The organism is Lentibacillus salinarum (genome assembly GCF_042679865.1).
Lineage (GTDB): Bacteria > Bacillota > Bacilli > Bacillales > Amphibacillaceae > Lentibacillus > Lentibacillus salinarum.
The window spans coordinates 33,398-60,217 of record NZ_JBHTNH010000058.1 but is presented as its reverse complement, the minus strand read 5'-3'; the positions used below and the strand labels follow the sequence as shown (position 1 = coordinate 60,217).

The window sequence follows — 26,820 nt, the reverse complement described above, 5'->3', positions numbered from 1 at the left end:
TTACATTTTTGTTTATCCTCATTTTTTACCTCTAGTGTTATATTTAATTAATCTTCTGCCATTTCCCTTAATACCATCGTCTCATAACTCCATCATCTCCACAATAAGTTATGCAACAATCTGGCCCTTTTCTGGAACATCTTTTTCCTAATATAGCTGGTATTGTAGAATAAAAGCTACCACAGCGGTTTATCTTTATCGCTTAATTTGATACAGAAAAAAAGACATGGAACGAATATAAGACTTAGATACCCTAATGTAAATATCCGCTGTGTCTCTGATGAAATGTATTGTTTATGCTGACAATTCGGACATTTTACCCCGTGTTTTGAAACTCCAAGTAACCAAATTTCTTTGGTTTTCCATTTATAATGACAGTTGGTGCAACGTGCCACAAAATCGCCTCCTTTCCCTCTACCCTAGCTAACTTGCTATCTAATTTCAGTGTAAGTTATTCCGTAAAATGGCCTATTCGGGAACTACTTTTTCTGTACGTAAGACAACGCAAACCTTTAAAAGGTCCCTGCTCGACCACCTTTCCCGTATATGGAAAAGAAGATAACAGCCGATCAATTTTATTAAGGGCACCTTCCTATACAAGAAGTTGCCCGATTGCTAAATTTTATCTATCCGTTTACATTTAACATAACAGGACTTCATCCCGTGAATCTTTATTTGCCGATTAACCATTGGACTCTAAGGTTAACTGACCAATATTAATAATTGCTTTAAATTCTTGTAATAAATCCAAACCAATAATACCGTCTAAATCAAAACCGTAATTCATCGCACCAATTTCTAATGAGAAATTTTCTGTGTATAATTCTCCTATTTTTATAGAATCCACTTTTTTCGAATAGACAAATTCAGATCCTCCGACACCACTAATACGATATATCATATCATTTTCCTCTGCAATAATTCCGATTGACTCGGCCAAATCTGTGGATACAATTGTACTTCCGGATCCAGTATCAACTAATGCTCGCTTTAATGATAATAACTTTCCTTTAAAACCTAGCTCCATGTTTGTAAGTAATAAGCCTTCTTCAACTATTAGCTTTTCCTCTATCGCCTACCCATTTCTTCTCCACGATATTAGGATTCTTTCGGCTAGTATGAAATACATATAATTCTCGAGCAGGATTTTCACGATGGAGTTCTTGATATTTACGCATTGCTTCCGGTGAATTGGAGAATTTCTTTAAAGGTGCAATTTCTTCTAAAATACGTTTACTTTCTTCATTCGTATAGGCTTCTACAGCTTCTACTAACACCCATTGCTTCGGAAAGGCTTGACAAACATCCTCCCATTTCATGTATATCACCTCTCAGCAACTTTCTTTATACACATTTTACCATGTACTAATCGTGCTTAATAGACTAAAAAGTCCAAATCCCATTTGAGATTTGCGCGCGATTGTTTAACGATGCAATATTTATAAGATCACGAGATTCACCCCTATAATCGAATGACAAAAGTAAAAGGTGGCATGATTTTTTGAAAAAAACACGCCACCTTTTTGCGGAAATTTTCGATTATCGTATAAAGCGGGTACGTATCAGGTTGATATTGAGGCTATATCGCACGAGTTAAACGATCAGCCACTTAGCCCCCTTTCACATCCAATGCCCATGTGCCGTTACGGAATACGGCTTCTGTTGTGCCGTCTTCCAGAATGCCGTCAATGTCGAGTTTTTCCGAACCGATCATAAAATCGACGTGCGTTAAGCTATCATTAACACCATGCTGATCAAGCTGGTTATTATCCATGCCGGCACCGCCTTCCAGATTCGTTGGATAGGCTTTGCCCAAAGCGATGTGGCACGATGCGTTTTCATCATACAGGGTATTGTAAAAAATCAACCCTGACTGAGAGACGGGCGACTCATGCGGGACGAGAGCCACCTCACCAAGACGGCGTGCGCCTTCATCGGTATCGAGCAAATGTTTGAGAGTCTCTTCACCCTGTTCAGCTTGATAATCAACAACTTGTCCATCTTTAAATGTCAGGGTGAAACCATCGATCAGATTACCACCGTAGTTGAGCGGTTTGGTGCTGGCAACTGTACCGTTGACCCCATATTTATGCGGCAGGGAAAAAACTTCTTCGGTCGGCATATTCGGGTTGAACGGCGTGCCCTGCTCCGACACAGCTAAGCCGCCCTTCCAGATGTGACCGTCCGGCAGCCCAATTTCCAGATCGGTTCCCGGCGCTTTAAAGACGAGTTTTTGATATTTTTTGCGATTCAGGATTTCGCGGGCTGTCTCCAGCGTTTTGTTGTGCTCGTCCCATGCCGCCACCGGATCGTCCCGGTCAACTCGGACAATTTTCACAATCGCATCCCACAGACTTTCCACAGCGTCTTCCCGTGCTTTACCCGGGAAAATTTTCTGTGCCCAGTCACCGGTCGGGATGGAAATAATCGACCAGGTAATCCGGTCGTTCATCGTATATTGGCGGAAATTTTTCATTGCCTGCGCAGACGCTTTGTTGGCCATCGCCACCCGGGCTGAGTCAATCTCTTTCAACAGGTCCGGATTGGTTGAGCGGATGGACAGAACCGCCGCGCCATCTTCCGCGTACATATCATGCAATTTGACCTTCCATTCCGGAAAATGGCCAATCACCTCATCCGGTGCGTTTTCATACTTCAATAACGTTAATTCATCATCTGACCAGTTGATATGTACGTCTTTTGCGCCCATTTCGTACGCTTTACGGGCAACGATCCGGGTGAAATCCGCTCCTTCAATCGGCGCATTAATCATAAGTGCCTGGTTGTCTTGCAAATTGACACCTGTACGCAATGCCAAATCGGCGTACTTTTCCATCGTTTTTTTATCTGCCATACGGTTACCTCCAAATAGTTGAGTGTGCATTGTCATTATTTCATAAATGAAAAAAATCACCAAATAATAGAGCATGAACACGGCATTTAAGTTCGATTTACCTATGATCCTGAATATGATAAGATAGTCTTAGGTTACTTTTCGTAATCACATGATGATGAATCAGAGAGAGGTGATGGTGATGACTGATTTATGTCCGCGTTTTGAAGGTGCTATGGGAATTATCAGCAAGCGGTGGGTTGGTTTGATACTGTTTGAACTGCTGGACGGGACGAAACGTTTTTCCGAAATGGAATCGGATTTGCCTATCAGTGGCCGATTGCTCTCTGATCGACTGAAGATGCTGGAAAAAGAAGGTATTGTTGAACGCCATATATATTCCGAATTTCCGGTGCGTATTGAATACTCCTTATCGGAAAAAGGCACAGCCCTAGAACCGGTGATTCAGGAAATTCAAAATTGGGCAAATGACTGGGTGACGCCGGAAAATGCCCAGAAAGACTGAAACGTAAGAGCCTCGCTGTAAGGCTCTTTTTTCTACGCCATTTTCCCCAGCCATCATGGGAGCGTTACAGATCGGATGTGCCCAAGTCCTTGTCGTTCCACGGATATTCGGTACCAAAGGCAGCCGCAACCTCTTTGGAATGTTCTCGCCGTTTTTTTCGCTGCTCGGCACGTTCCGGCGCAGAATCGCTCAACTGCTTCTCCTGACTTGAGACCGGGTAGACTTGCGGGACCGGTGTCGGCTTACCAGCGTCATCAACCGCCACAAATGTCAGAAAGGCCGTCGTACACACTTTGCGGTTGCCGGTTAACAAGTTCTCCGTGACTGCTTTAACAAACACTTCCATCGATGTATGGTGTGTCCAGGTGACAAACGCCTCGACACATACGGAATCACCCTCTTTGACCGGGGCCAAAAAGTCAACTGAATCCGTTGATGCTGTCACGACCGGTTTCCGTGCGTGCCTGACAGCCGCAATTGCTGCGACGTCATCAATATGAGCCATCAATTTGCCTCCAAAAAGCGTGCCGTGATTGTTCGTATCCGGCGGCAGCACATGCGAGGTTTTGACCGCCAGGGAATATCTGCAAGGTTTCTTGTCCATATCGTTACCTCCGTTCTACCATCTTGTTATCATTTTCCCCATTTTCAGTTCCTTTACTCCTGTCAAGAGCTTTACAGGACCGGTGAGAGCAATCGAGAAATCGACTCCTTGAACCGGATGCCGAGTGAGCGTTTCCGGTATAATTTGTCAGTCATTTGGGTCGAATGTTCAATATCCTGATTAAAGGCATCCAGCAACCTTTCCGATAACCCCTGATCATACAGGAAGGCGTTCACCTCGAAATTCAGACGGAAACTGCGCACATCAATGTTGGCCGTCCCCACTGAGGCAATTTTGCCGTCAACGATAATGGTTTTCGCATGCAGGAAACCATTTTGGTAAACATAAACTTCCGCCCCTGCATTCAGCAAGTCGCCGATGTAGGACAAGGTGGCCCAATAAACAAAAGGATGATCGGGTTTGTTCGGAATCATAATTTTGACGTTAATGCCTGATAATGCGGCAATCCGCAACGTATCCTGAAGACTGTCGTCCGGGATGAAATACGGTGTCTGGATGTAGACATACTCTTTGGCTGACATGATCATTTTAATATAGCCGTTTTTGATTTGCTCCCAATCGGAGTCAGGTCCGCTGGATACGATCTGGACGCCGACATCGCCGCATCGATCGGCGGCATAATACCGTTCATCGTACAGGATATCGTCCCGTGAAGCCTGATTCCAGTCGAGAATGAACCGGGTCTGCATGTTCGCGACCGCATCCCCGGCGATTCGCAAATGGGTATCCCGCCAGTAGCCGAACTTTTGATTGTGGCCGAGATATTCATCGCCTATGTTAAAACCGCCGATATAGCCGATTTTGCCGTCAATGATGGCCAATTTGCGGTGGTTGCGGTAGTTGATTTTGAAATTGATTTTCGGGATCTTTGCGGGAAAAAATGACTCAATTTTGACCCCCGCTTTGCGCAAGCGATGCAGAAACTTCCGGCTAATTTTCCGTGAGCCCATGTCATCGTACAGCACTCGCACCTCCAGACCCTGCCTTGCCTTCCTGATAAGTACTTCCGCCGTGCGTTTGCCAAGCTGGTCATGGCGGAGGATATAATACAGCAGATGAATGTGATCTGTTGCATTTTCCATATCCTGAATGAGCGCGTCAAACTTTTCCCTGCCATCCGTGAAGATATGGACACTGTTATCCTGCGTCAAGATCGCATCATCATTGCGCATATGCAAATAGTATAGGTCCTTGTAAGCTGCCAGCTCATTATTTTTATAGTTGAAGGTATCATCTTCCAGTGCGCGTAATTGTTCCTGGACGGCAAATTTAACCCCCAATTTCGACTTCGTATCCCAAGTAAAAATGCGCTCACCGCTGATCCGTCTGCCAAAAATCAGATACAGGACGAACCCGAGAATTGGTATGAACAATAGCACCATCAGCCAGGCCCACGTTGCGGAGGCATCTTTCCGTTCCAGAAAAATAATGGTGAAGGCGAGCGCAATATTCAAAACAAGAATAACACCTAATAAATCCGATATAATGTTCACCGTCAAAACCTCTCTTTATTGTAAGCGGCACTAGCCTTAATATAGCATAAATTTCCTTTTTACGTTAGTTTATGCCGGAAAGCTGGTGTTTAGCCATGCTGAACGGACGGATAGTTTATGTTTCATAGGGTTGAGCATACATCAAAAGCGACGCAATGTATAATATTCCCTTTCTATTATAAAAACGGGTCTCATCATAAAGTTGTCAAGGTTGTGGATTTACAAAAATCGCGATGGGTTTTCTGTGTTACCTAAGAAACAATCCCGCTACATTAATATACTATATTAGGGGAATACTGTTTTTAGCATACATTTAACTAACTGGAAGGAGAATAGGAACATGGAAATTAAAGCAGCGGTTACACATGGTAAAGGGGAAGAATTCAAACTGGAAGAAGTCCGGTTGGATGACCCTAAAGATAATGAGGTTTTAGTCAAAATAGTTGCTTCTGGCGTATGTCACACAGATGCTGTTGCAAGAGATCAGGATGTACCTGTTCCACTACCCGCCGTTCTGGGACATGAAGGTTCCGGCGTTGTCGAAAAAATTGGTTCCAATGTACAAACTGTGGAGCCCGGAGACCATGCTGTTTTATCATTTTCTTCGTGCGGGCACTGTGAAAATTGCCTAACAGGCTATCCGAGCTACTGTTTGTATTTTAATGATCTGAATTTTGGCGGAATCATGAATGATAAAACAAAACGAATCCATCAGGGAGATCAGGAACTGTCCACCTTTTTCGGACAATCCTCGTTCGGTACGTATGCTGTTGCCAACGCAAGGAATGTCGTAAAGGTTGATAAGGATGTGAATTTATCTTTGCTCGGTCCATTGGGGTGCGGGATTCAGACAGGAGCCGGAACTGTATTAAATAAACTTCAGCCTAAATTCGGGGAAACTATTGCTGTTTATGGTTGTGGTGCAGTTGGTCTCAGCGCGGTCATGGCAGCAAACATTGTCGGTTGTGCAAAAATCATTGCCGTTGATGTGCATGACAGTCGTCTGGAATTGGCTAAAGAGCTGGGCGCAACAGATGTTTTAAATAGTAAAGAGATGGATATCGTCGATGAAATTAAAAAAATCACAAACGGTGGAACTAACTACACCGTTGAATCAACCAGTGTTCCAACTCTTGCGCGCTATTCTGTCCAGGCATTAAAACCCTTGGGAGTATCAGCTGTCGTAGGTGTTACGCAAGAGACGGAGTTCAATGTGTTTGAGGATATTATGGCAGAAGGAAAATCAATTGTTGGAGCCATTGAGGGAAATGCTATTCCGCAGTTGTTCGTACCGAAGTTAATAGCTTATTATAAGGCAGGCAAGTTTCCGTTTGACAAGCTGGTGAAGGTTTATGATTTCGATGAAATTAATCAAGCGTTCAAGGACTCTAAAAAAGGCACAACAGTCAAACCGATTGTGAGAATAGCATAACAAACACGTAGTCTTTCCTCTATATGCTTTCTTTATATAAAAACATAACTGTATAGAGGATGTCATTGTTCCGTAAACAAGGCGCTTCAATAGAATAACACAAGCAGAAAGTGATCAAACTTTTTCACAAAAATTCTCCGGAATGAAATTTCTGTGAGCCTGTTTTGATCAATCTTCCTTCAAAAACAGGCTCTAACATTTTTGCTGAAACAGGCTTTTATAAGCCCATTTTTAGTCAAACTTTATTTTAATGTCGTGATTTAAGAGGCAGGTTCACAGCCGGTTAAGCGCCTGCTCTATATCGGCCCAAATCTCGTCCCATGCCTCGAGGCCTACCGACAGGCGGATGAGCTGGTCGGTAATCCCCATGTTCAGCCGGGATGCTTCGGGAACAACGGAATGGGTCATGGTCGCCGGATGCTGAATCAACGTCTCGGCATCACCGAGGCTGACAGCGATTTTAATAAAATTCAGGTTGTTCAAGAGCTGCTGGGCATCCTGTTTCGTCCCCTTAATTTCAAAGGAAATGAGCCCGCCGCCGCGCTTCATTTGTTTTTGCCGAATGTGGTAATCGGGATGGCTGGCATCATTCGGGTAAAGGACACGCGATACGTTCGGATGCTGTCGCAGTTTTTCGTACACCTTTTCAGCATTATCGCAATGGCGGTCAAGCCGGATTGGTAAGGTTTTGAGCCCTCTGATCAAGAGCCAGGCGTCAAACGGTGACATGATGCCACCCATATCTTTTTGTGTCGTCATTTGCACCTCATCCAAAAAATCCTTTTTACCGGCGGCAAGCCCGGCAATCACATCGCCATGTCCACCGATATATTTAGTGGCACTATGAATGACAACATCGCAGCCGAGTTCCAGCGGCCGCTGCAAATACGGCGAGGCAAACGTATTGTCGACAACGACCGGAATATCATGCTCGTGTGCGACCTCCGCCACCATCTCCAAGTCAATCAGTTTCATCGTCGGATTGATCGGCGTTTCGACGTAAATGCAAGCCGTTTCCGGTCTGATTAATGTGCGCAGCTCCTCCTTTGTTGCCATCATGGAAAAATCATGCGTTATCTGGTATTTATCCTGCATCATGCTCAATAAGCCAAATGTGCAGCCATACAGACCCGTGGAACAGACGATATGGTCATTGGCTTTCGTTAGGGCCACTAGAATGGCCGAAACCGCTGCCATGCCCGAGGCAAAGGCCAGTCCGCGCTCGGCATTTTCCAAAGCTGCCATCTTTTCTTCCAGAACCCTGACAGTGGGATTGCCGAGCCTTGAATACATGTAACCGTCTTCCTCACCGGCAAACCGCCGCTCCCCCTGCTCCGCTGTTTCAAACGTGAATGTTGATGTCTGGAAAAGCGGTGTGGTAAGACTTCCCAGCATGTCATCCGGATTATAGCCATCATGGATAACCGATGTGTCAACCTGCTTATGCTTCTCCGTCATGAATAAACCCCCTTGGAATAAATGTCTATAAAGCTATCTTATGGGATTTCCCTTCATTTTGAAAGCATTTTTAATAAACTATAAGTCTGACAGATTGCTATTTTGCAACATAAATTTTAAAATTAGGATATTTACATAATGCCGTATGACTTGAGGCTGGATGTCGCTTATGTTTGGGGTGGTACCGCACGCGTTAAGGTGGCTTCTTCACAAACTGTAGCCATGCTCGCACGATTTGCTAGCCACTCCTCGCCGTATGTCCAGCGACTCACATGTCCAATCGCAACCATGACAAAAGGGGGTATCCAGCATGAACCAGGAAAGTAAAACAGGCATTTTGTATGCAGTAGGTGCCTATTTATTGTGGGGCTTTTTGCCAATCTATTGGAAGCTGCTTGATGATATTGCGCCTGGTGAAATCCTCGCACACCGTATTCTTTGGTCGTTCATCTTTATGGTTGTCATCGTGCTGTCGGTGCGCAAGTGGCGCCCGTTCATGCAGGAATGCCGGCTTATTTTCAAGGATAAAAAGAAGTTGAGCGGTATAACGCTGGCATCGATCGTGATCAGCTTAAACTGGCTGACCTTTATTTGGGCCGTGAATAACGACCATGTTATCCAGTCCAGTCTTGGCTATTACATCAATCCGCTTGTCAGTATTCTATTAGGAATGATCGTGTTAAACGAAACATTGACAAAGCGGCAACTGCTTTCATTTATTCTGGCAGGCATCGGGGTGATCAATCTCACCATCAGTTATGGTGTTTTTCCATGGGTATCACTGTTGCTGGCTTTCTCGTTCGGCCTTTATGGCTTATTGAAAAAAACGGTCGATATCAGTCCCATGTTCGGCCTGACCATCGAAACAATGATTGTCACACCAGCCGCGCTGATTTACCTGCTAATTGTGCCGGACAGTTCCATTGCAGCAGATGTTATGCTATCCGGTATGGGACTATTATTAATCGGCGCCGGGATTGCCACCGCTGTTCCGCTTCTCTTGTTTGCCAGCGGTGCCAAAAAGATTCCATTATCGATGGTCGGCTTTTTGCAGTATATTGCGCCGACCATCATGCTACTTCTCGGTGTGTTTGCCTATGGTGAAACCTTTTCCGCCGCGCACCTGATATCATTTGGTTTTATCTGGATTGCTTTAGTGATTTATATGGCATCTGCCCACCCGGTACCGGCCCGCCGCAAGCAAAAAAATTAAGAAAACAACTTGACGGACGGTGTGCATTCATTATATAATGTTCATTAAATTAATAAAATTAGCATCTCTTATTAAGAGCGGTGGAGGGATTAGGCCCTGTGAAGCCCGGCAACCATCAAGGCTGATTAACGTGTCTTGAAAGGTGCTACATCCTACAGGTCACGCTAGATCTGGAAAATAAGAGGAGGACCGGTGACAGCAATAGCCCTCTTCTCTTACTGAAGGGGGTTTTTCGTTTCGCCTCTTCGTCAGACGATTAAGACAGCACTTTTTTATAGCGCGTCACATGATTATCATAAACCTTAAGGAGGCAATCATTATGGCAAACTTTAACCTGCAAAGCCAGGAAACACAACTGCTACACGGTGGACAGGAACCCGACCCGGCGACAGGATCGCGTGCGGTTCCCATCTATCAAACAACGTCTTATGTTTTCGAGGATACGGAACATGCGCAAAACTTGTTTGGACTGACAGAGGAAGGCAATATCTACAGCCGTATTATGAACCCGACGCTTGACGCATTTGAGAAGCGGATGGCCCTACTAGAGGATGGTGTAGCGGCTGTTGCCACATCATCCGGTATGGCTGCGATTTCGCTCACGATTTTAAATCTGGCCGGCAGCGGTGACGAAATTATTGCTGACAGCAACTTGTATGGCGGCACGTACAATCTATTTGCCAACACATTGCCGCGGTATGGGATCGATGTCAAGCTTGTCGATGGGACAGACCTTGAAGCAATCGAAAACGCCATTACCGATAAAACGAAAGCGATATTTGGTGAAGTTATTACCAATCCAAGCCTGAACGTACTGGATTTGGAAGCCCTTGCTGGGATTGCACACCATCATGACATCCCACTCATCATCGACAATACATTTGCCACGCCATATGGGACGAAGCCGCTCGCTTGGGGTGCGGATATTGTTGTTCATTCGGCAACCAAATGGATCGGCGGCCATGGTACAGCGATTGCAGGTGTCGTCGTTGACGGTGGACGCTTCAATTGGGGCAATGGCAAATTCCCGGAATTCACCGAACCGGATAACAGCTATAACGGCCTGCGCTATGTCGACGTTGGCCCGGCAGCCTTCGCGACGAAACTGCGTGTCCAGCTGCTGCGCGACATTGGTGCCTGCCTGAGCCCGCAAAATGCGTTTCTCCTGCTGCAGGGTCTGGAGACATTGCATCTGAGAGTCGAGCGCCACAACCAAAATGCCGCTGTCGTTGCTGATTATTTGACCAATCATCCGGCCGTGGAGTGGGTGAATTATCCGGGGTTGCCGGCGCATCCATCGCACCAGCTGGCGAACAAATACTTACAAAAAGGCTATGGCTCAATCATCACATTTGGCATCAAAGGCGGACGGGAAGCCGGCCGGCAATTGATCGACAATATTACCCTCTGGTCACATGTTGCCAATGTGGGCGATGCGAAGTCGCTGATCATCCATCCGGCATCCACAACCCACCAGCAATTGGGAGCGGAGGATTTGGAAAAAAGCGGTGTGACGGAAGAATTGGTCCGCCTCTCAGTCGGTCTCGAAGCAACGAACGATACGCTGGCTGATCTGGATCAGGCGATTGCCACAGCAACCGGTGCAGCGCCGATCATCCAGCTGAGCGAAGAAGACGCGATCCAATGGCTGCTGGCATCGCCGTTTGACCGGAGCAACGGTGGAATCCGGCAAAAAGCACTCGCAGTCCTAGGACATAATGCAGGGGATACGGCATTTGATAAGCACATCAGACAACTGGCGCAGCTCGGTTTCCAAATTGCCCCAATCGGCGGAGAGGACAAAACGGCATTTGACCAGTTAAGCGATGTGCCGTTCCAGATAGATGCTGTTCTGACCAATCAGCCGACACTTCCACCGGAAACGGTTGAGCAAGCGATCAACCAGGAGGCAGCCATTCTTTGGGTCGAACAGCCGACCAGTAACGATCAGACACTGGAAAAAGCCCAGACAGCCGGTCTCACGGTCATTTCCGGCAAAAAGGCCTATGAAGAAGCCGTCCGCATCCGGCAAAACGGCACCCGGAAAGAGGCGATCCACAGCTAAACTGCCGGTCCGGATAGAAAAATATCGTTGCCGGTCGTGGCCCTTTTATAAAATTCGTCTTCACCCGAGGACGAATTTTTTATGTTTGCACGGTTTTTTTATGGGGGATGAGTCAAGCATGAACATGATATAATAAAACTATACGACAATAACTGATTACATATTGACGATAAACATGTTACATCAGATGAAAATTGACTACAGGTGTGAAGACCATGAAGAAAAACGACGTACTCACTATATTAGGTGTCCTGTTCATCGGCATCGCTCCTTTTCTCATTTTTTCTCAGCCGGAAAGCCCGGCTAAAGAAACGGTCAATCAGGCTGCCCAGCAAAACGAGGACAAAGACACAGAAGACGCGGCTGATGAACCGGAAGATGAGGAAGAAACGAATGAGGATACGACATCCGGTATTGAATCAGAGGAGCCTGTCACGCAACTGCAGGTGTTTCTGAATCAAGCTGTCCACCGTACCATTGATTTTTTCACAAACAAGGAAGCATCGATTACAGCCATTGGCGACTCGCTGACCCAGGGCGTCGGGGATGACGTTGTGGAGGATGGTTATGTAGGGATCCTGGATAATCAAATCAACAAAAACACACAAGTCGTCTCATTTGAAAATTACGGCAAACGCGGCAACCGCTCCGACCAGCTGCTGGAACGCCTTGATCAGCCTGAAATTGCCCAGTCGATTGATCATGCCGATATGGTATTGATTACGATTGGCGCTAATGATATTATGCAGGTTGTCAAAGAAAACGTCACCAACTTACGGCTGGAAAATTTCACACCGGCCAAACGTGCGTACAAAGATCGGCTGCAGCAGATTTTTGATAAACTGACCAATATGAACCCAGATACCGAGATTTATTTAGTTGGTGTTTACAACCCTTTTTTGAACTACTTCGCGGATATTGAAGAACTTGACATGATTGTGGATGACTGGAATCAAACGAGCCGGGATGTCGCTGATCAGTACGAAAACGTAACGTTCATCCCAATCGCTGACCTGTTCGAATCCGGCGACTATGAATTATTCGCGGACGATCATTTTCACCCCAGCCATCGGGGCTATCAGCTGTTGGCCAAACGGGTATTGGATTATTTGACAGATTCTTAAAGGAGGAGCCGTGCTGTGGCACATCATCAAAAGCAACCCAATAAGTGGCAGCGGCTGTTCTTCTGGCTGCTCGGAGCCAATGTGTTTGTGGTAATCGCCATCATAGCACTGATTTTCTGGCCTGTTTCGGAAACAACGCCACCTGACCCGGCCGAGAACCACACCCAGCCGAGCTCGGAATTTACGGTCCGCACCACCAAACAGAATTTAAACGAGCTTATCAACGCCTATCTTGATAAACTGTTGGAGGGGAGTGGCCATCAGTACAGTGTATCCTTGGATGATGATGTGGAGCTTGTCGGTGAGCTGCCCGTCTTTTCCTCAACGGTTCCGTTATCTGTTCATCTTGAGCCGATTGTACAAGAAAATGGTGACATCATCCTTAAGCAACAGTCGATTTCCATCGGGCAGCTGGCTTTGCCGAACAAAAAAATCATGGACTATTTGCAGCAATATTTGCCGATGCCGGCATGGGTGACAATCAATCCGGCCGATGCGGAAATCTATGTGGCGGTGACCGATATGGACATTAAAAGTAACTTCCAAGTCAGCGTGAAACAAATTGACCTGGAAGCAAACAACCTCACCTTCAATATTGACGTGCCATACCGGACGTTAGGGATCGAGACGGAAGACTGAACAAGGACCCGGGCAGAGCGCTCGGTCCCTTGTTTCACCGACCGTCCGTTGTTAATCCTCATACACGTCCAGCATTTGCCGGATCTGCCGTTTGATCCGCTCCGCCAGATGGTTGGGTGACAGCACTTTCGCCCGGTTACCCCACGTCAGGATCCAATTGACCAGCCCTTCCGACAGCTTGGCTTTCGTCGACAGAACAAAATGATCTTCATCCAGCCCCCGTATATCCGCATCCTGTCCGAACCGGTCCAGCACGACATTGACTAAACTGTTGTGGAAGCGGATTTTAATACGCATCTCTTCACCGGCAAACATGTGAAAACTCTGGTTCACATATTCCTGCAAATTGAAGTCCCGCTTTTTGAACGACTCGTCGCTGACACTGATGTTACGGATGCGATCAAGTCGGTAATGGCGCAGTTCATTCGTATCCTGGAAAATCCCGATCAAATAGTAATAATCGTTTTGCCAGATCAAGGCGTACGGCTCAACATGATAAAAGGTTCCCTCCCGGTGATAGACAAATTGCTTCTGGACATTGAATTTGCCGTATTGATAGGTCAGTACTTTGCCATCCGAAATCGCTCGGTGGACACGGTCGATATTCAGCTTAACCAACTCGTAATCGATGTTGGCGGATTGGCTGAACAAAATCGGCTCCGGCAATGTTTTGCCAATATGGCTGCTTGTCAGCTGCTTGATCTTCTGAATCAATTTTTCCTTTTCGTTTGTCGTAATGAAACGCGCCGACAAAATAGCGTCAATGATCAGCCGTAGCTGATACGTTTCAAACAGCCGCGTCTGATGGCTGTATTTGATTTTACCGTATTTCCCTTGGTTGCGCACAATTTCAAAATCCCTGTCATCAAGGGTTTCCAGATCGCGCTTGACCGTCCGCTTGTCAAATGTGGCATCACCGGTTACGGCGCGGAGTTTTTCAATCAGCTCATCGATCCCCAAATCATGATGCTCGTCCGTATCGTTGAATAAAATGTCTCTTAAATGCAACAAGCGGTGATGGCTTCCCCGTTCCATTGATGGTTTCCCCCTCTTATATCAAAAGTCTTCTAGAGGTTGTTCAAAAAGTCCGGTAAAAATGACACGTCGAATTTCTTCGTTGGCTTGTTTCTCCGCTGCTCATGTATCTGAAGGCATACATTCCGCTGCTCGAAACGGCGCCGCCTCGAACTTCTTGGTCCTTTTTATCCTCCTATTTGAACACACACTTCTACTGTTAATGTAAGATTCTTTTTGGCGGCTGGCAACCTTTTTGACACTTTGGTGTTTCGCGGCAGCCTGATATGTCAATTGTCCGATGGCGCGGTGCCGGAAACCGTTTACGTTGACGAATCGCCTTAAATCACTTAAGCTAACGATGATGATAAATATTGGAGGACGTTAAGGCATGATAACGGTTAATAATGTAAGTTTGCGATATGGGGATAAAAAACTGTTTGAGGATGTGAATCTGAAATTCACGCCCGGCAACTGCTATGGCGTCATTGGCGCAAATGGGGCCGGCAAGTCCACGTTCCTGCGGGTTCTTTCCGGTGAAGCGGAACCGCAATCAGGAAGCATAACGACAGGACCTGATGAGCGAATCGCTGTCTTGAAACAGGATCACTTCGCTTATGAAGACTACGATGTCATCGAAACAGTCCTGATGGGACATGAACGCCTATATGCGGTCAAGCAGGAGAAAGATGCCATTTACATGAAGCCTGACTTTTCCGAGGAGGATGGCATTCGCGCGGCTGAACTGGAAGGGGAATTTGCTGAAATGAACGGCTGGGAAGCGGAATCCGACGCAGCCGTTCTATTGAAAGGACTGGGCGTTGATGAGTCCCTTCATTCAGCAAACATGGCGGGATTGCCCGAAAACCAGAAAGTCAAGGTATTACTCGCACAAGCACTCTTTGGAAATCCGGATATCTTACTTCTGGACGAACCGACAAACGGTTTGGACATTCACGCCATTCAGTGGCTGGAAGAATTCCTGATCAACTTTGAAAATACCGTGATTGTTGTATCGCATGACCGCCACTTCCTTAATAAGGTATGCACACACATTGCCGATGTTGACTACGGCAAAATTGAAATCTACGTCGGCAATTATGATTTCTGGTACGAATCCAGCCAGCTGGCCAAAAAAATGGCACAAGAAGAAAATAAAAAGAAAGAAGAAAAAATCAAAGATCTGAAGGCATTTATCGAGCGGTTCAGCGCGAATGCGTCGAAATCACGGCAAGCCACATCACGGAAAAAACTGCTCGACAGTATCACACTGGATGACATCAAGCCGTCATCACGGAAATATCCGTATATTAACTTTACACCTGACCGGGAAATTGGCAATGACTTGCTCTTAGTTGAAGGCTTGACGAAAACGATTAATGGCAAAAAAGTGCTTGATAATGTCAGTTTCACCGTCAACAAGGATGATAAAGTGGCGTTTGTCGGCAAAGATGATCTGGCTAAAACGACATTGTTTGAGATACTGATGGGTAATATAGAACCGGATGCTGGCACGTATAAATGGGGCGTGACAACGTCGCAATCGTATTTCCCTCGGGATAATGCCGCGTATTTTGACGACAATGATTTGCCGCTTGTCGACTGGCTCCGGCAATATTCGCCTGAAGATGAAACGGAGACATTCCTGCGCGGATTCCTGGGCCGTATGCTGTTCTCGGGGGATCAGGCGCTGAAGAAGGCAAGTGTCCTGTCCGGTGGTGAGCGTGTCCGCTGCATGCTGTCGAAAATGATGCTGTCGGGTGCCAATGTGCTTGTTCTCGATGAGCCGACCAACCATCTTGATTTGGAGTCGATCACCTCGCTGAACAATGGGCTGAAGCGATTTAAAGGCTCGATCTTATTTACATCACACGACCATGAATTTATCCAGACGATCGCCAACCGGCTGATTGAAATCACGCCACAAGGTATTGTTGATAAAGAAATGAGCTATGATGACTATATTGCGGATAAAGAACTGCAGAAACAAGTTGAGGCGATGTATGCTGGCTAAGGAAACGCGGCCTGCCGCGTTTTCAGCGGCTCATATTAATTTACGCTAAACGGGAAGAAATCGGCTAGAATGCTGATTTCTTTTTTTCGGCCCGGTGACTGGCGTTAACCCACGTAGCTTGCATAGAAGGTGCGGTTGGTGTAGCAGGCTAGCAGGCGCGCGGTCTAGCTGGATAGTCGTGCGACTCGATTGCTGTAGCGCGCAGTTTGCCTGATTTAGGTTGTGGCTGCGCGTATGGTCGTTTGCGCGATTCTATGCAATTGTTACGCGAGCTGCGTTTTGTACTGCACACAAACTTCAGCACGTGCACCGCAACTTCTGCCCGAGTACCGCACTTCTGCCATTTACTGGTACACTTTCTGGCTATGGAATAAAGAGAGGAGAATATGGCCAGCTCGCATCAAAAAACATTTTATCGTCTGGTATGTCATTAGGACTGAAAAATTTCCAACTTACTTGCTTCACGTATTCTGAATAAATTTTTTGAAACACTTGTGGGTGTTCGGCATCTAACGCTTTTATCTCGGATAATAATTCATCCGGTTTTTTCAATAAATCCATCACTCCACACAGGTGGATCCGCTTGCCGCACGCCTGCCGACATACAAGAACGCTCCCTGACCACAATCAGGGAACGTTTTTTATCCTATTCCTGAAGTTTTCCCAGCATATCGGCAGTCACCCGGTCAATATCATATGCAGCTTTAAAACCCCATTCTTCTGCTGCAGCGGTGGAATCCAGATGATCCGGCCAGCTTTCGGCGATTTGCTGACGGACCGAGTCCACCTCATACGCCAGCTTAAATGCCGGGATGTGCTTGCGGATCGCCTCGGCAAAATCTTCTGGTGCAGCTGAGATGGCCGATATGTTGTACGCATTCCGGTGCACCAGCTTGTCGGGATCTGCCTCCATCAACTGAATGATCGCGTTCAGCGCGTCCGGCATATACATCATATCCATATACGTCCCTGCAGCAATGTACGAGGTGTATTGCTTGTTTTTCACCGCTTCATAATAAATTTCCACCGCGTAATCGGTCGTTCCCCCGCCCGGCGGTGTGACGTAGGAAATCAAGCCGGGATAGCGCACACCACGCGTGTCCACCCCGTATCGATAATAGTAATAATCACACAGCAATTCACCGGCCACTTTATTGACCCCATACATCGTCGTCGGGCGCATGATGGTTTCCTGTGGTGTTTTCTGTTTTGGCGTTGTCGGTCCAAATGCCCCGATCGAACTCGGTGTGAAAAATTGCAAATCCAGTTCCCTAGCCACTTCCAGCGCATTCATGAGGCCACCCATGTTCAGGTCCCATGCCAGGCGTGGTGCTGCTTCTGCCTTCGCTGACAATAATGCCGCTAAATGCATGATCGTGTCGACGTTATGTTTTTTGGCCGCCTCATAAATGGCTTTTTCGTCAGTCACATCCACCATTTCAAACGGGCCGTCTTCCGCATCTTTTTGCCACAAATCAGATCCTACCACATTGGATGCGCCGTATTGTTTCCGTAATGTACTGACAAGCTCTGAGCCAATTTGGCCCATCGCCCCTGTCACCAAAATTTTTTTCATGTTCGTTTCCTCCAGCTGATTCGTCTAATAATGATGTCGGTTCTTGACGTTGTCAAATAGGCTGGCTCACCCATTCAACATATGGATAGCTGGTATTCACCGCAACTCAACAGCAGGCGCCCGGCATGGCCATGAGTCCATCCCCGGGCGCCAGTCTGCTTGAATGCCAGTGGCCGCAGCTTAGATAAGCCCCAATTCCTTCCCGATTTTTTCATAGGCGGCAAGTGCTTCATTCAGCATGTCTTTCGTATGGGCTGCTGTCGGCATGTTGCGCACACGCCCTGTTCCCTGCGGTACGGTCGGGAAGACAATCGATTTCGCGTAAACGCCTTCTTCGTTCAGGCGCTTACTGAATGCTTGCGTGTCTTTTTCATCACCGATGATACATGGTGTAATCGGTGTTTCACTGTTCCCGATATCAAACCCGAGCTTTTTCAGCCCGTCTTTCAAGTAATCACTGTTTTCCCACAGTTTCTCGTTTAGTTCTGTCGATTCCATGAGCAGCTCCACTGCTTTTGTACTAGCCGCAGCATCTGCCGGCGAAACGGCTGTTGAGAATAAAAACGGACGAGAGCGGACTTTCAGCCAGTCGATCAGATCTGGTTTACCGGCAACATAGCCGCCGATGACACCGATAGCTTTAGACAATGTGCCCATCTGAAAATCTATCTTTTTTTCCAGGCCAAAGTGTTTGACGGTGCCGGCGCCTTTGCCAAGTACGCCCGAGCCATGCGCATCATCAACATATGTGATCAAATCAAATTCTTCGGCAATCGCGACAATTTCCGGCAGTTTGGCAATATCGCCATCCATGGAAAAGACGCCGTCGGTAATGACCATGACTTTATTATATTGCCCGGATTCAACAGCTTCTTTTGCTTTCGCTCGCAAGTCGTCCATATCCGAGTGAGTGTAGCGGATAATTTTTGCCCGGGACAGCCGGCAGCCGTCAATGATCGAGGCATGGTTCAGCTCATCGGAAAGAATCGCATCGTTCTTGTCCATCACCGCGGAAATGGCAGCCATATTACAATTAAAGCCGGACTGGTAGGATATAACCGCTTCCGTTCCTTTGAATGCCGCCAGTTTTTTCTCCAGCTCAAGATGCAAATCCAATGTGCCGTTAATCGTCCGGACAGCCCCTGCCCCAGCCCCGTGTGAATCAACTGCTTCTTTGGCGACTTTTTTCAGCCGCCCGTCAGTGGCCAAACCTAGGTAATTATTCGATGACAGGTTAATCAGCTTTTTCCCGTCGATATGAATCACCGGTCCGTTCGCCCCCTGTACCGGATCAATGTCATTATACAGTCCACGTTCCTTTAAATCGGTAATGTTCGCCTGCAAAAATGATTGTAATGCTTGACTCGTCATATGTGCTTCCTCCTTATATGTAGGCGCTTTTATGTCATCCTGTTCAAAACCATAACATGTTCCACTAAAAAGTTTAACACATAAGGCTATATTTTGGTATTTCCATTCAATGGGTATCCGCTTTCGTCATTTGTAAGATTTACCTGTCACATTATGACAAAACCTATAGTATATCAATCAATTTTAGATTATAATAAAAATAGACGACATAGAGAGGAAAGCATAACATGAAGCAGCTTCTAGTGACATTATTCTTTGGTTTGATTGTCAGTTTCGGGATTGTCGGTTATACGCAAACGATTAGTGATGCAAACGATGTCGTTGAGCAGCAGGAGGATGACAGCCTCAGCGATGATGTTATTATTCTGAAATAAGGCAGACAAAAGGGGAGCATTCGATTAACGAATGCCCCCCCCTTGTTATTCTGGGTTATATTACTCAACGATGGTGACATCAACTGTGCGGACGCCCCAGCTGCTTGCTTCATCTCTTGATGAGACGTGAACATCAATTTTGTCGCCGTTAATGGCACCACCGACATCAGCCGCTGTGGCATAGCCATACCCTTCAACATAAACCTCTGATCCCAGTGGAATCACATTCGGATCGACAGCGATGACTTTGGCATCCGGATTGGCATTCAAGTCAACGCCGGTGGATGTAACACCTGAACAGCCATCACAGTCAGCTGTGTATGCTGTCGCTGTTACGGACACGGTTTCGCCGTCCGGGTTATCTTGGGAAGATGCCTCCCCGTTTGCTTCACCATTGCCGGCAGCCGTCTGCTCTGCTTCGGTTGCCTGTTCCGAATCACTTGTTTGTTCCGACTCGCTTGCTTGATCGGCTGAGCTTTCCGGTGCGGATGCTTCTGTTGTTTCATCCTGATCAACATTCACACCTTTCAGTTCAAGTTCCTGTCCAATCGCAATGATGTCTGATTTGAGATTGTTCCAGTCTTTCAGATCATCAACCGACACCTCAAATTCATCACTGATTCCAGTTAATGTATCACCTTTCTGAACCGTATATATATCATTGATGAAAAGGGTCTGTTTTGGCTGAATAGTAGTTGTTTTAAGTTCATTTATGTCAACGAGCTCATCTACGGTTGTATTATATTCCTTGGCGATTCCCCAAAGGTTATCTCCTTTTTCGACTTCGTATTCTGCAGCAGAGGCAGTTGTTAACGTAGCGCCGGCAAGCACGACACCAGTAGCAATAGAAGCTACTATTTTCTTCATCGATAGTCCCTCCTTCGATTTCTGCATTGCCCATACTAACACAGGTACACAGGGTGTGCAGTTACAGGTCAATTAAGAGTCTGTTACAAGGATTACCAGACTACCGAGAAATTATTACAATTTTAATAGATTTATTTCGAAAGTCCTAGATTGTTTCATTTCGATATCAAAAATACGCTTCATAGCCGTCACATAAAACAAAAAAAGATGAGATCGCTTGTCTTAAGAGACCTCATCTATGATTCTACCACGCTCGACCATACCAGACGCGGCATATCTATTTGGTTGTTTTTGGATCAAGGGCGTCTTTCAATCCTTCACCGACGAAGTTAATCGATAGAATCGTCAATGTGATGCAAACGGCAGGCGGGACCCATATCCACGGTTTATCCTGCAAGACGTCCGTTTGTCTGGCTTCCATCAGCATATTCCCCCAGCTCGGCGTATCCGGTGGCACCCCGACGCCGATAAAACTGAGCCCGGCCTCGGCTACAATATAAGCTGCCAGCAATAGGGTCGCCTGGACAATGACGGTGGTCATCACGTTCGGAAATAAATGCTTCGTAATCACTTTCGAGGGCCGGCACCCGATTGATGATGCAGCCAAAACATATTCATTTTCTTTTTCGGCCAAGATTTTGCTCCGGACAATTCTGGCGACACCACCCCAGCCGAGTAAACTAAAAACAATGATCAAACTCCACATCCCAGCCACCCGGTCAAACCCGATCAGGATAGCGTTCAGAACGATAACGAATACGTAAAACGGTAGGGTCAACACAAAGTCCGTAAACCGCATTAAGAGATTATCGATCCACCCACCGAAGTAGCCTGCAACCGAACCGATAATCGATCCGATCAACGTGACCGCGAACATGGATATCAGCCCGATCGTCAAAGAAACCCTTCCGCCATAAAGGGTTCTGACCAGCACGTCGCGTCCATTCCGATCAGTTCCAAGCCAATACTCGCCGGATGGCTCTTTATCGACTTCTGTCATATTTATCCGGGTGACGTCCGTATCCGTTATATATGGGGCTAGAAATGATATCAAAATAATAAAAATAAGGAAAGCAAGGCTGACCATGGCCAATTTCCGTTTAACAAATTTTTTACGTGCAATCGTCCATGTCGAGTCAAATTGTTTTTTCGCTGCGTTTGCAGATGATGTGTTCGCTGCCGGTTCCATTTACAGCTCCCCCCCTTAATAACGTATTCTCGGATCGACTACACCATATAACAGATCGGCCAGTAAATTACCCATTAATGTCAAAAATGAAAATACCAATGTCAGCGTCATGACGACCGGGTAATCCCGTGTTGTAACGGAATCGATAAACAGCATACCAATGCCAGGATAGGTAAAAATCGTTTCCGTAATAATCGCCCCGCCGATCAATGTGGCCAGGTCGAATCCAAAAAACGTTACAAGTGGGATGATCGAATTCCGCAAAATGTGCTTGTTGTAAATGACCGATTCTTTTGTTCCTCTTGCTCTGGCACTACGCACGTAGTCCTCTTGACTGTTCTGGACAATATCATTCCGTAAAAATTGCGTGTAAGAAGCCGTTGAAAATAATCCGAGTGTTATCGCCGGTAAAACCACATGGTAAATACGATCCGTCCAAAATGCCACACTGTCCTGTTCCAGTCCTGGCGTCACCGATCCACCTGACGGGAACCAGCCGAGCTGAAAAGCAAAGAAGTAAATTGCCACAATGGCAACAATATACTGTGGAATAGCGATTCCTGTATAGTTAAACGACGCAATTAAATTATCGCCGATCGTGTACGGTCTTTTTCCGGAATACATTCCCATCGAAAAGGCTAAAATATATGTAATGATTAAAGCCGAGATGGCTAAAAAAATCGTATTTGGCAGGCGTTCGGCAATGACCTCTGTTACCGGTTTTTTATAGGTGGTTGATTTCCCAAAATCCCCCTGCAGCACATTCGTGACCCAGCGCTGGTATTGGACAGGGATCGGATCGTTATACCCGAGTTCCTCCCTCATCTCCTCAATATATTCCACGTTCGTGTTATTCGGATCGATCTCCCCCGTGAAGGGGTCCCCTGGCATTAACTTTGCCAGGGAAAATACGACAACGGAGATAAGGATAAGTAACGGTATCATGGATAGAAGTCTGCGCAATGTATAGGCTAACATCGTCATTTCCCCTTATTGTCGGTCAGATTATGCTTGTTTCGGTCGTTGATTATTCGGTCACATACCACTCATGGTAGTCACGCACACCAACCGCATCAATCGTTACCCCTTCCAGGCTGTTGTTGATACCGTACAAGTCAAGGTTTTCCCAAAGTGGGAGTCCAGGAAGTTCTTCGTTGAACAGTTTTTGCCACTCAACATAAACATCCGCCCGGTGATCCTCATCAAAGGATGCCTCACTCAATCCTTCGTCCAGTAATTCATCTGACTCTTCGTTTAACCAGCGGCCATAGTTCCATTCCGCCGTGCTGTGCCACAAGCCTGATGGGTCAGGGTCCGTGCCGACAATCCAAGCACCAAAGAACACTTCAATGTTTTCGTCATCATTGTCTTTCATTTCGTTGTACGTATTGAATTCAATTAACTGACCTGTTGCCAGTTCCGTTTTCAGCCCGACATCTTCCCAGGCTTGCATCAGTGCCTGTGAACGGCCTTCAAAAGCGGCTGAACCCGCATAGTGACTGAAGTTCACAACAAATTCATCGCCGTTCGGATCTTCACGGTACCCATCGTCATTAACATCGACATAGCCTGCTTCTTCCAATAGTTCTTCGGCTTTGTCGGGGTCATAGTCATATTGCGTCAATTCGGACTCATCGGCTGCAATCCAATGGACAGACGGAACAGGTGTGTTGACAATGGTCGCTTTACCTGCCAAATACGTATCGACAAGGGCTTCACGGTCAATCGCATAGAACATGGCTTGACGTAGTTCTTTACTATCGTACTTATCATAGTCATCCACTGCCGTTCGGTTGTCATGGTCGTAGCTGCCAAAGCGGAAGCCGACATAGGAATAGCCCAAGCCTTCTTGCTCTTCTACCCGAACGTTGTCCAATTGCTCCAAGTCTTCCACATCGTCTGGATTAATTTCCATAATATCGATTTCTTCATTTTGCAACGCACCTTGGACTAAGGAAGGATCAATGACACGGATCGTAAGCTCAGCTAATTTTGGCTTACCCTGCCAATACTCATCGAACCGTTCAAGTGTGACATACTCCCCTTGAACAACTTCCGTCACCTTAAATGGACCAAGGCCAACCGGGTTTTCCCGTACTTCCGGTGCTTCCATCATATCGCCGACCGGAATATCCTCGAGTTCCGCCTTTGGCATCGGTGTCGTCCACAGATTTTCTAGGTTATTGACTTTTGCGTCATTAAAGGTAATGACGGCAGTATAATCATCCTCGATTTCAAATCCCGAGACTGAATCCGCCTCGCCTGCCTTATATTCTTCAGCGCCTTCAATCTCCTGTACATAGTTGTAACGCGGACCTTCATAGTCAGGGTGGGCCAGAACTTCGATCGCAAACTGCCAGTCTTCCATCGTCAATTCTTCCCCATTGTGCCATTTAACCCCTTCTTCAAGGGTGAATGTATAGACCTGGTTATCCTCTGTTTCCCATTCCGTGAGATTCGGGATGTATTCCAGGCTTTCGTTGGTCGTTACCATGTCTTCATGGATAATATCATTGATTTCCCCGTCGATGGCGCTGCCAGCAAACCCATCAATAAACAAGCCTTCAGGCGCCTGGTCAACCGCATATGTGATTGAGCCATCCTCATTGACTTCCGCTTCGTCATCATTGCCTGAATCATCTGTTTCACCAGCTTCATCCTCTTCACCCTCAGCATCGGATGCCCCATCAGAGCAGGCAGCCAACACTAAGAATAATGCCATTACAAGTAAGCATAAAAACCAAAATTTCTTTCTCACCCTTGCTTCCCCCTTTAAACTAATGACATGAATCAGTCCTCATCGTATAAAAGACATGCGACCTGGCGATGCGGCCTCACCTCCTTCAATTGTGGTTCGATTTCCTGACACTTAGGCATGGCCATCGGACATCTTGTGTGAAATACACATCCTGAAGGCGGGTTTTGCGGGCTTGGCACATCTCCCTGCAGAATAATCCGTTCTTTCTTTTTTAACGGATCCGGCTCCGGTATTGCCGAGGTCAGCGCCTGGGTATATGGATGCAGCGGTTCCCGGTAAATCGCCTCATTATCACCGATTTCCACCATCCGTCCGAGATACATGACACCAATCCGGTCACTCATATGTTTCACAACACTTAAATCGTGGGCAATGAACAAATATGTCAAATCAAATTCGTCCTGCAATTCCTGCAACAGATTCAAGACCTGCGACTGTATGGATACGTCTAAAGCACTGACAGGCTCATCCGCTACAATTAATTTTGGATTCAAGGCCAGTGCCCGGGCAATGCCGATCCGCTGCCGCTGCCCACCGGAGAACTCATGCGGATATTTATAATAATCTTCTTCCCGCAGGCCAACCCGATTCAGCAGTTCATTGACCTCTTGTTCCAGTTGCTTATGCGACTGTCGCGTATAATTCCGGATCGGTTCATCAATAATATGGCCAACCATCATCTTGGAATTAAGCGAGGCATATGGGTCCTGAAATACCATTTGAAAGTTCCGGCGCATCTCACGCAGTTTGGCACCTGTTAAATTCGTGATATCCTCGCCATCGAACATAATCTGTCCCTCGGTGGGGTTCGTCAGACGCAAAATCGTTCGTCCGGCTGTTGACTTTCCGCATCCCGACTCACCGACCAACCCAAATGTCTCCCCTTTTTTCAGGGTCAGTGACAGATCATCCACCGCTTTAATATCACCGATTTTTCGTTTAAAAAACCCGGCCGTCACAGGATAATATTTTTTGAGATGTTTAATTTCCAATAAGGTGTCTTTCTTTTGGCTTTTCTTTCCTGAATGGGAGGTAACCGTATGCTGGATCAATGGTTGACTTCCTCCTTTCCAGCTGTGTTTGTATCTGGGTAACAGGGTTCATAAAGGAGACACTTAGCCTGATGGCTGTCCGAAACGTCTGCCAGTTTTGGTGTAATCTTCGTACAATCGGCAAATGCCTTCGGACAGCGATCAGCAAAACGACAGCCAACCTGTGGCATATTTTGCAGTGATGGGACAATTCCGTCGATCGTGCTCAACTTTTTTGTCGATTCCTCCATCCGAGGAATGCTGCCAATTAATGATTTGGTATAAGGGTGTTTCGGTTGGGTAAACAAATCGACGACAGTGGCCGTTTCCACGATTTGACCCGCATACATGACGATCACTTTATCCGCCATTTCCGCCACAACGCCCAAGTCGTGCGTTATCAGCATGATCGCCATATCTTCTTTTTCCTGAATCGATTTTAAAAGCTCCAATATCTGGGCCTGCACGGTAACATCCAAGGCCGTTGTCGGCTCATCAGCGATCAGCAATTTAGGATGCAGCGCGATGGAAATGGCAATCATAATCCGCTGCCGCATCCCACCTGACAATTGGTGCGGATATTCATCAATCACTTGTTCTGGTCTGGGGATACCGACTTGTTCTAACAGATCAATCGCTCGTTCGCGTGCTTCTTTTTTTGACATCGTTGTATGATTGAACAGAACTTCCTGAAGCTGTGACCCGACTGTAAAAACAGGGTTAAGCGCTGTCATTGGTTCCTGGAAAATCATCGAAATATCTTTGCCGCGGACTTGATTCATCGCGTCATCCGTTTTTTGCGTTAAATCGTCACCGTTAAAGATGATGTCGCCTTTCGAGATTCTGGCGTTCACTTTGGGCAGTAAATTCATGATGGACAAAGACATGACACTCTTGCCGCAGCCTGACTCACCGACGACACAGACAACTTCTTTTGATTTGACCGTAAAGCTGACGTCGTCCACTGCATGGTGCAACTCGCCATCGATCATAAATCCAGTATGTAAATGGTTAATCTGTAATATGTTTTCATCATGCTGTTGATGCGGCAAAGTTAATCCCCCTTTATTACGATCTCTTTTGATTTTTAAAAATTATCTGTCTATAATAATATATGACTTTCGTCCAATTAAAATGTAATAAACCTGTAATTTTTCTGTTTATTTTGTTAGAGTATATATGATTTAAAAGGATTTAACAAGGCCCTCTATTATTTTT

At 46.4% G+C, this 26,820-nt stretch carries 24 protein-coding genes and 1 riboswitch; of the genes, 8 read left to right on the top strand and 16 right to left on the bottom strand.

The features are described from left to right. Positions 1–682 precede the first annotated feature (682 nt). The 3 genes from ACFQ4A_RS17820 to ACFQ4A_RS17810 all read right to left on the bottom strand — a co-directional run bounded on the left by ACFQ4A_RS17820 (position 683) and on the right by ACFQ4A_RS17810 (position 2,854). Positions 683–1,027, bottom strand: coding sequence for an aspartyl protease family protein (locus ACFQ4A_RS17820; RefSeq protein ID WP_382402739.1), 345 nt, complete (start codon positions 1,025–1,027; stop codon positions 683–685). Between the two features lie 22 nt (positions 1,028–1,049). Then, positions 1,050–1,319 carry a hypothetical protein gene (locus tag ACFQ4A_RS17815; protein ID WP_382402738.1) on the bottom strand — a complete coding sequence of 90 codons (270 nt, stop codon included), beginning with the start codon at positions 1,317–1,319 and terminating at the stop codon, positions 1,050–1,052. A 290-nt stretch (positions 1,320–1,609) separates the two neighbouring features. Then, positions 1,610–2,854: an aminopeptidase gene (locus ACFQ4A_RS17810; protein ID WP_382402737.1), complete on the bottom strand. Its 1,245-nt coding sequence runs from the start codon at positions 2,852–2,854 to the stop codon at positions 1,610–1,612. Between the two features lie 181 nt (positions 2,855–3,035). Here ACFQ4A_RS17810 and ACFQ4A_RS17805 point away from each other — a divergent pair, with 181 nt between their 5' ends. Continuing rightward, a complete protein-coding gene (locus ACFQ4A_RS17805) occupies positions 3,036–3,359 on the top strand; it encodes a winged helix-turn-helix transcriptional regulator (protein WP_382402736.1) in 324 nt (107 codons plus the stop codon). 64 nt (positions 3,360–3,423) lie between these two features. On the opposite strand, the gene ACFQ4A_RS17800 is transcribed toward ACFQ4A_RS17805, so the two are convergent. Both ACFQ4A_RS17800 and cls read right to left on the bottom strand, forming a co-directional pair. Further along, positions 3,424–3,963, bottom strand: a complete 540-nt coding sequence (locus ACFQ4A_RS17800; RefSeq protein ID WP_382402735.1) for an acyl-CoA thioesterase — start codon at positions 3,961–3,963, stop codon at positions 3,424–3,426. 71 nt (positions 3,964–4,034) lie between these two features. Beyond that, positions 4,035–5,477 carry a cardiolipin synthase gene (gene cls / locus ACFQ4A_RS17795; RefSeq protein ID WP_382402734.1) on the bottom strand — a complete coding sequence of 481 codons (1,443 nt, stop codon included), beginning with the start codon at positions 5,475–5,477 and terminating at the stop codon, positions 4,035–4,037. Positions 5,478–5,817: 340 nt separating this feature from the next. On the opposite strand from cls, the gene ACFQ4A_RS17790 reads away from it, so the two are divergent. After that, the gene (locus tag ACFQ4A_RS17790) at positions 5,818–6,909 is read left to right on the top strand and encodes an NAD(P)-dependent alcohol dehydrogenase (RefSeq protein ID WP_382402733.1); all 1,092 of its coding nucleotides are present in this window, start codon (positions 5,818–5,820) and stop codon (positions 6,907–6,909) included. Positions 6,910–7,182: 273 nt separating this feature from the next. On the opposite strand, the gene megL is transcribed toward ACFQ4A_RS17790, so the two are convergent. Then, entirely contained in the window at positions 7,183–8,367 is a 1,185-nt protein-coding gene (gene megL, locus ACFQ4A_RS17785) for a methionine gamma-lyase (protein ID WP_382402732.1), read from the bottom strand. A gap of 310 nt (positions 8,368–8,677) precedes the next feature. Between megL and rarD the strand changes: the two genes are divergently transcribed. The 4 genes from rarD (at position 8,678) to ACFQ4A_RS17765 (ending at position 13,408) form a co-directional block, all read left to right on the top strand. Continuing rightward, entirely contained in the window at positions 8,678–9,580 is a 903-nt protein-coding gene (rarD, locus tag ACFQ4A_RS17780) for an EamA family transporter RarD (protein ID WP_382402731.1), read from the top strand. Positions 9,581–9,645: 65 nt separating this feature from the next. Continuing rightward, positions 9,646–9,764, top strand: a riboswitch (SAM riboswitch). A gap of 135 nt (positions 9,765–9,899) precedes the next feature. Further along, entirely contained in the window at positions 9,900–11,645 is a 1,746-nt protein-coding gene (locus ACFQ4A_RS17775; RefSeq protein ID WP_382402730.1) for a PLP-dependent aspartate aminotransferase family protein, read from the top strand. A gap of 215 nt (positions 11,646–11,860) precedes the next feature. Continuing rightward, positions 11,861–12,769 (top strand): SGNH/GDSL hydrolase family protein, encoded by a 909-nt coding sequence (locus tag ACFQ4A_RS17770; RefSeq protein ID WP_382402729.1) that lies wholly within the window; start codon positions 11,861–11,863, stop codon positions 12,767–12,769. A 15-nt stretch (positions 12,770–12,784) separates the two neighbouring features. After that, positions 12,785–13,408, top strand: coding sequence for a YpmS family protein (locus tag ACFQ4A_RS17765; RefSeq protein ID WP_382402728.1), 624 nt, complete (start codon positions 12,785–12,787; stop codon positions 13,406–13,408). Positions 13,409–13,459: 51 nt separating this feature from the next. Here ACFQ4A_RS17765 and ACFQ4A_RS17760 read toward each other — a convergent pair whose 3' ends face one another. After that, positions 13,460–14,443: a helix-turn-helix transcriptional regulator gene (locus tag ACFQ4A_RS17760; RefSeq protein ID WP_382402727.1), complete on the bottom strand. Its 984-nt coding sequence runs from the start codon at positions 14,441–14,443 to the stop codon at positions 13,460–13,462. A 370-nt stretch (positions 14,444–14,813) separates the two neighbouring features. On the opposite strand from ACFQ4A_RS17760, the gene ACFQ4A_RS17755 reads away from it, so the two are divergent. Beyond that, positions 14,814–16,436 carry an ABC-F family ATP-binding cassette domain-containing protein gene (locus tag ACFQ4A_RS17755; protein WP_382402726.1) on the top strand — a complete coding sequence of 541 codons (1,623 nt, stop codon included), beginning with the start codon at positions 14,814–14,816 and terminating at the stop codon, positions 16,434–16,436. 363 nt (positions 16,437–16,799) lie between these two features. On the opposite strand, the gene ACFQ4A_RS17750 is transcribed toward ACFQ4A_RS17755, so the two are convergent. The 3 genes from ACFQ4A_RS17750 to ACFQ4A_RS17740 form a co-directional block, all read right to left on the bottom strand. Further along, positions 16,800–16,988, bottom strand: a complete 189-nt coding sequence (locus tag ACFQ4A_RS17750; RefSeq protein ID WP_382402725.1) for a hypothetical protein — start codon at positions 16,986–16,988, stop codon at positions 16,800–16,802. A 94-nt stretch (positions 16,989–17,082) separates the two neighbouring features. Beyond that, on the bottom strand, positions 17,083–18,012 hold the full coding sequence (locus ACFQ4A_RS17745; protein ID WP_382402724.1) for an L-threonine 3-dehydrogenase: 930 nt from the start codon (positions 18,010–18,012) through the stop codon (positions 17,083–17,085). A 180-nt stretch (positions 18,013–18,192) separates the two neighbouring features. After that, positions 18,193–19,383 (bottom strand): glycine C-acetyltransferase, encoded by a 1,191-nt coding sequence (locus ACFQ4A_RS17740; RefSeq protein ID WP_382402723.1) that lies wholly within the window; start codon positions 19,381–19,383, stop codon positions 18,193–18,195. A gap of 227 nt (positions 19,384–19,610) precedes the next feature. Between ACFQ4A_RS17740 and ACFQ4A_RS17735 the strand changes: the two genes are divergently transcribed. Next, positions 19,611–19,757 (top strand): hypothetical protein, encoded by a 147-nt coding sequence (locus ACFQ4A_RS17735; protein ID WP_382402722.1) that lies wholly within the window; start codon positions 19,611–19,613, stop codon positions 19,755–19,757. A 60-nt stretch (positions 19,758–19,817) separates the two neighbouring features. On the opposite strand, the gene ACFQ4A_RS17730 is transcribed toward ACFQ4A_RS17735, so the two are convergent. From ACFQ4A_RS17730 to ACFQ4A_RS17705, 6 genes are all read right to left on the bottom strand, one after another. Continuing rightward, entirely contained in the window at positions 19,818–20,624 is an 807-nt protein-coding gene (locus tag ACFQ4A_RS17730) for a LysM peptidoglycan-binding and 3D domain-containing protein (protein WP_382402721.1), read from the bottom strand. Positions 20,625–20,901: 277 nt separating this feature from the next. Beyond that, a complete protein-coding gene (gene opp4C, locus ACFQ4A_RS17725; protein ID WP_382402720.1) occupies positions 20,902–21,813 on the bottom strand; it encodes an oligopeptide ABC transporter permease in 912 nt (303 codons plus the stop codon). Between the two features lie 15 nt (positions 21,814–21,828). After that, positions 21,829–22,791, bottom strand: coding sequence for an oligopeptide ABC transporter permease (gene opp4B, locus ACFQ4A_RS17720; RefSeq protein WP_382402719.1), 963 nt, complete (start codon positions 22,789–22,791; stop codon positions 21,829–21,831). Between the two features lie 49 nt (positions 22,792–22,840). After that, on the bottom strand, positions 22,841–24,571 hold the full coding sequence (gene opp4A, locus ACFQ4A_RS17715) for an oligopeptide ABC transporter substrate-binding protein (protein ID WP_382402718.1): 1,731 nt from the start codon (positions 24,569–24,571) through the stop codon (positions 22,841–22,843). A gap of 32 nt (positions 24,572–24,603) precedes the next feature. After that, on the bottom strand, positions 24,604–25,620 hold the full coding sequence (locus ACFQ4A_RS17710; RefSeq protein WP_382402743.1) for an ABC transporter ATP-binding protein: 1,017 nt from the start codon (positions 25,618–25,620) through the stop codon (positions 24,604–24,606). Beyond that, positions 25,620–26,594 (bottom strand): ABC transporter ATP-binding protein, encoded by a 975-nt coding sequence (locus ACFQ4A_RS17705; RefSeq protein ID WP_382402742.1) that lies wholly within the window; start codon positions 26,592–26,594, stop codon positions 25,620–25,622. Before ACFQ4A_RS17705 ends, ACFQ4A_RS17710 begins: the two co-directional genes overlap by 1 nt. Positions 26,595–26,820 lie beyond the last annotated feature (226 nt).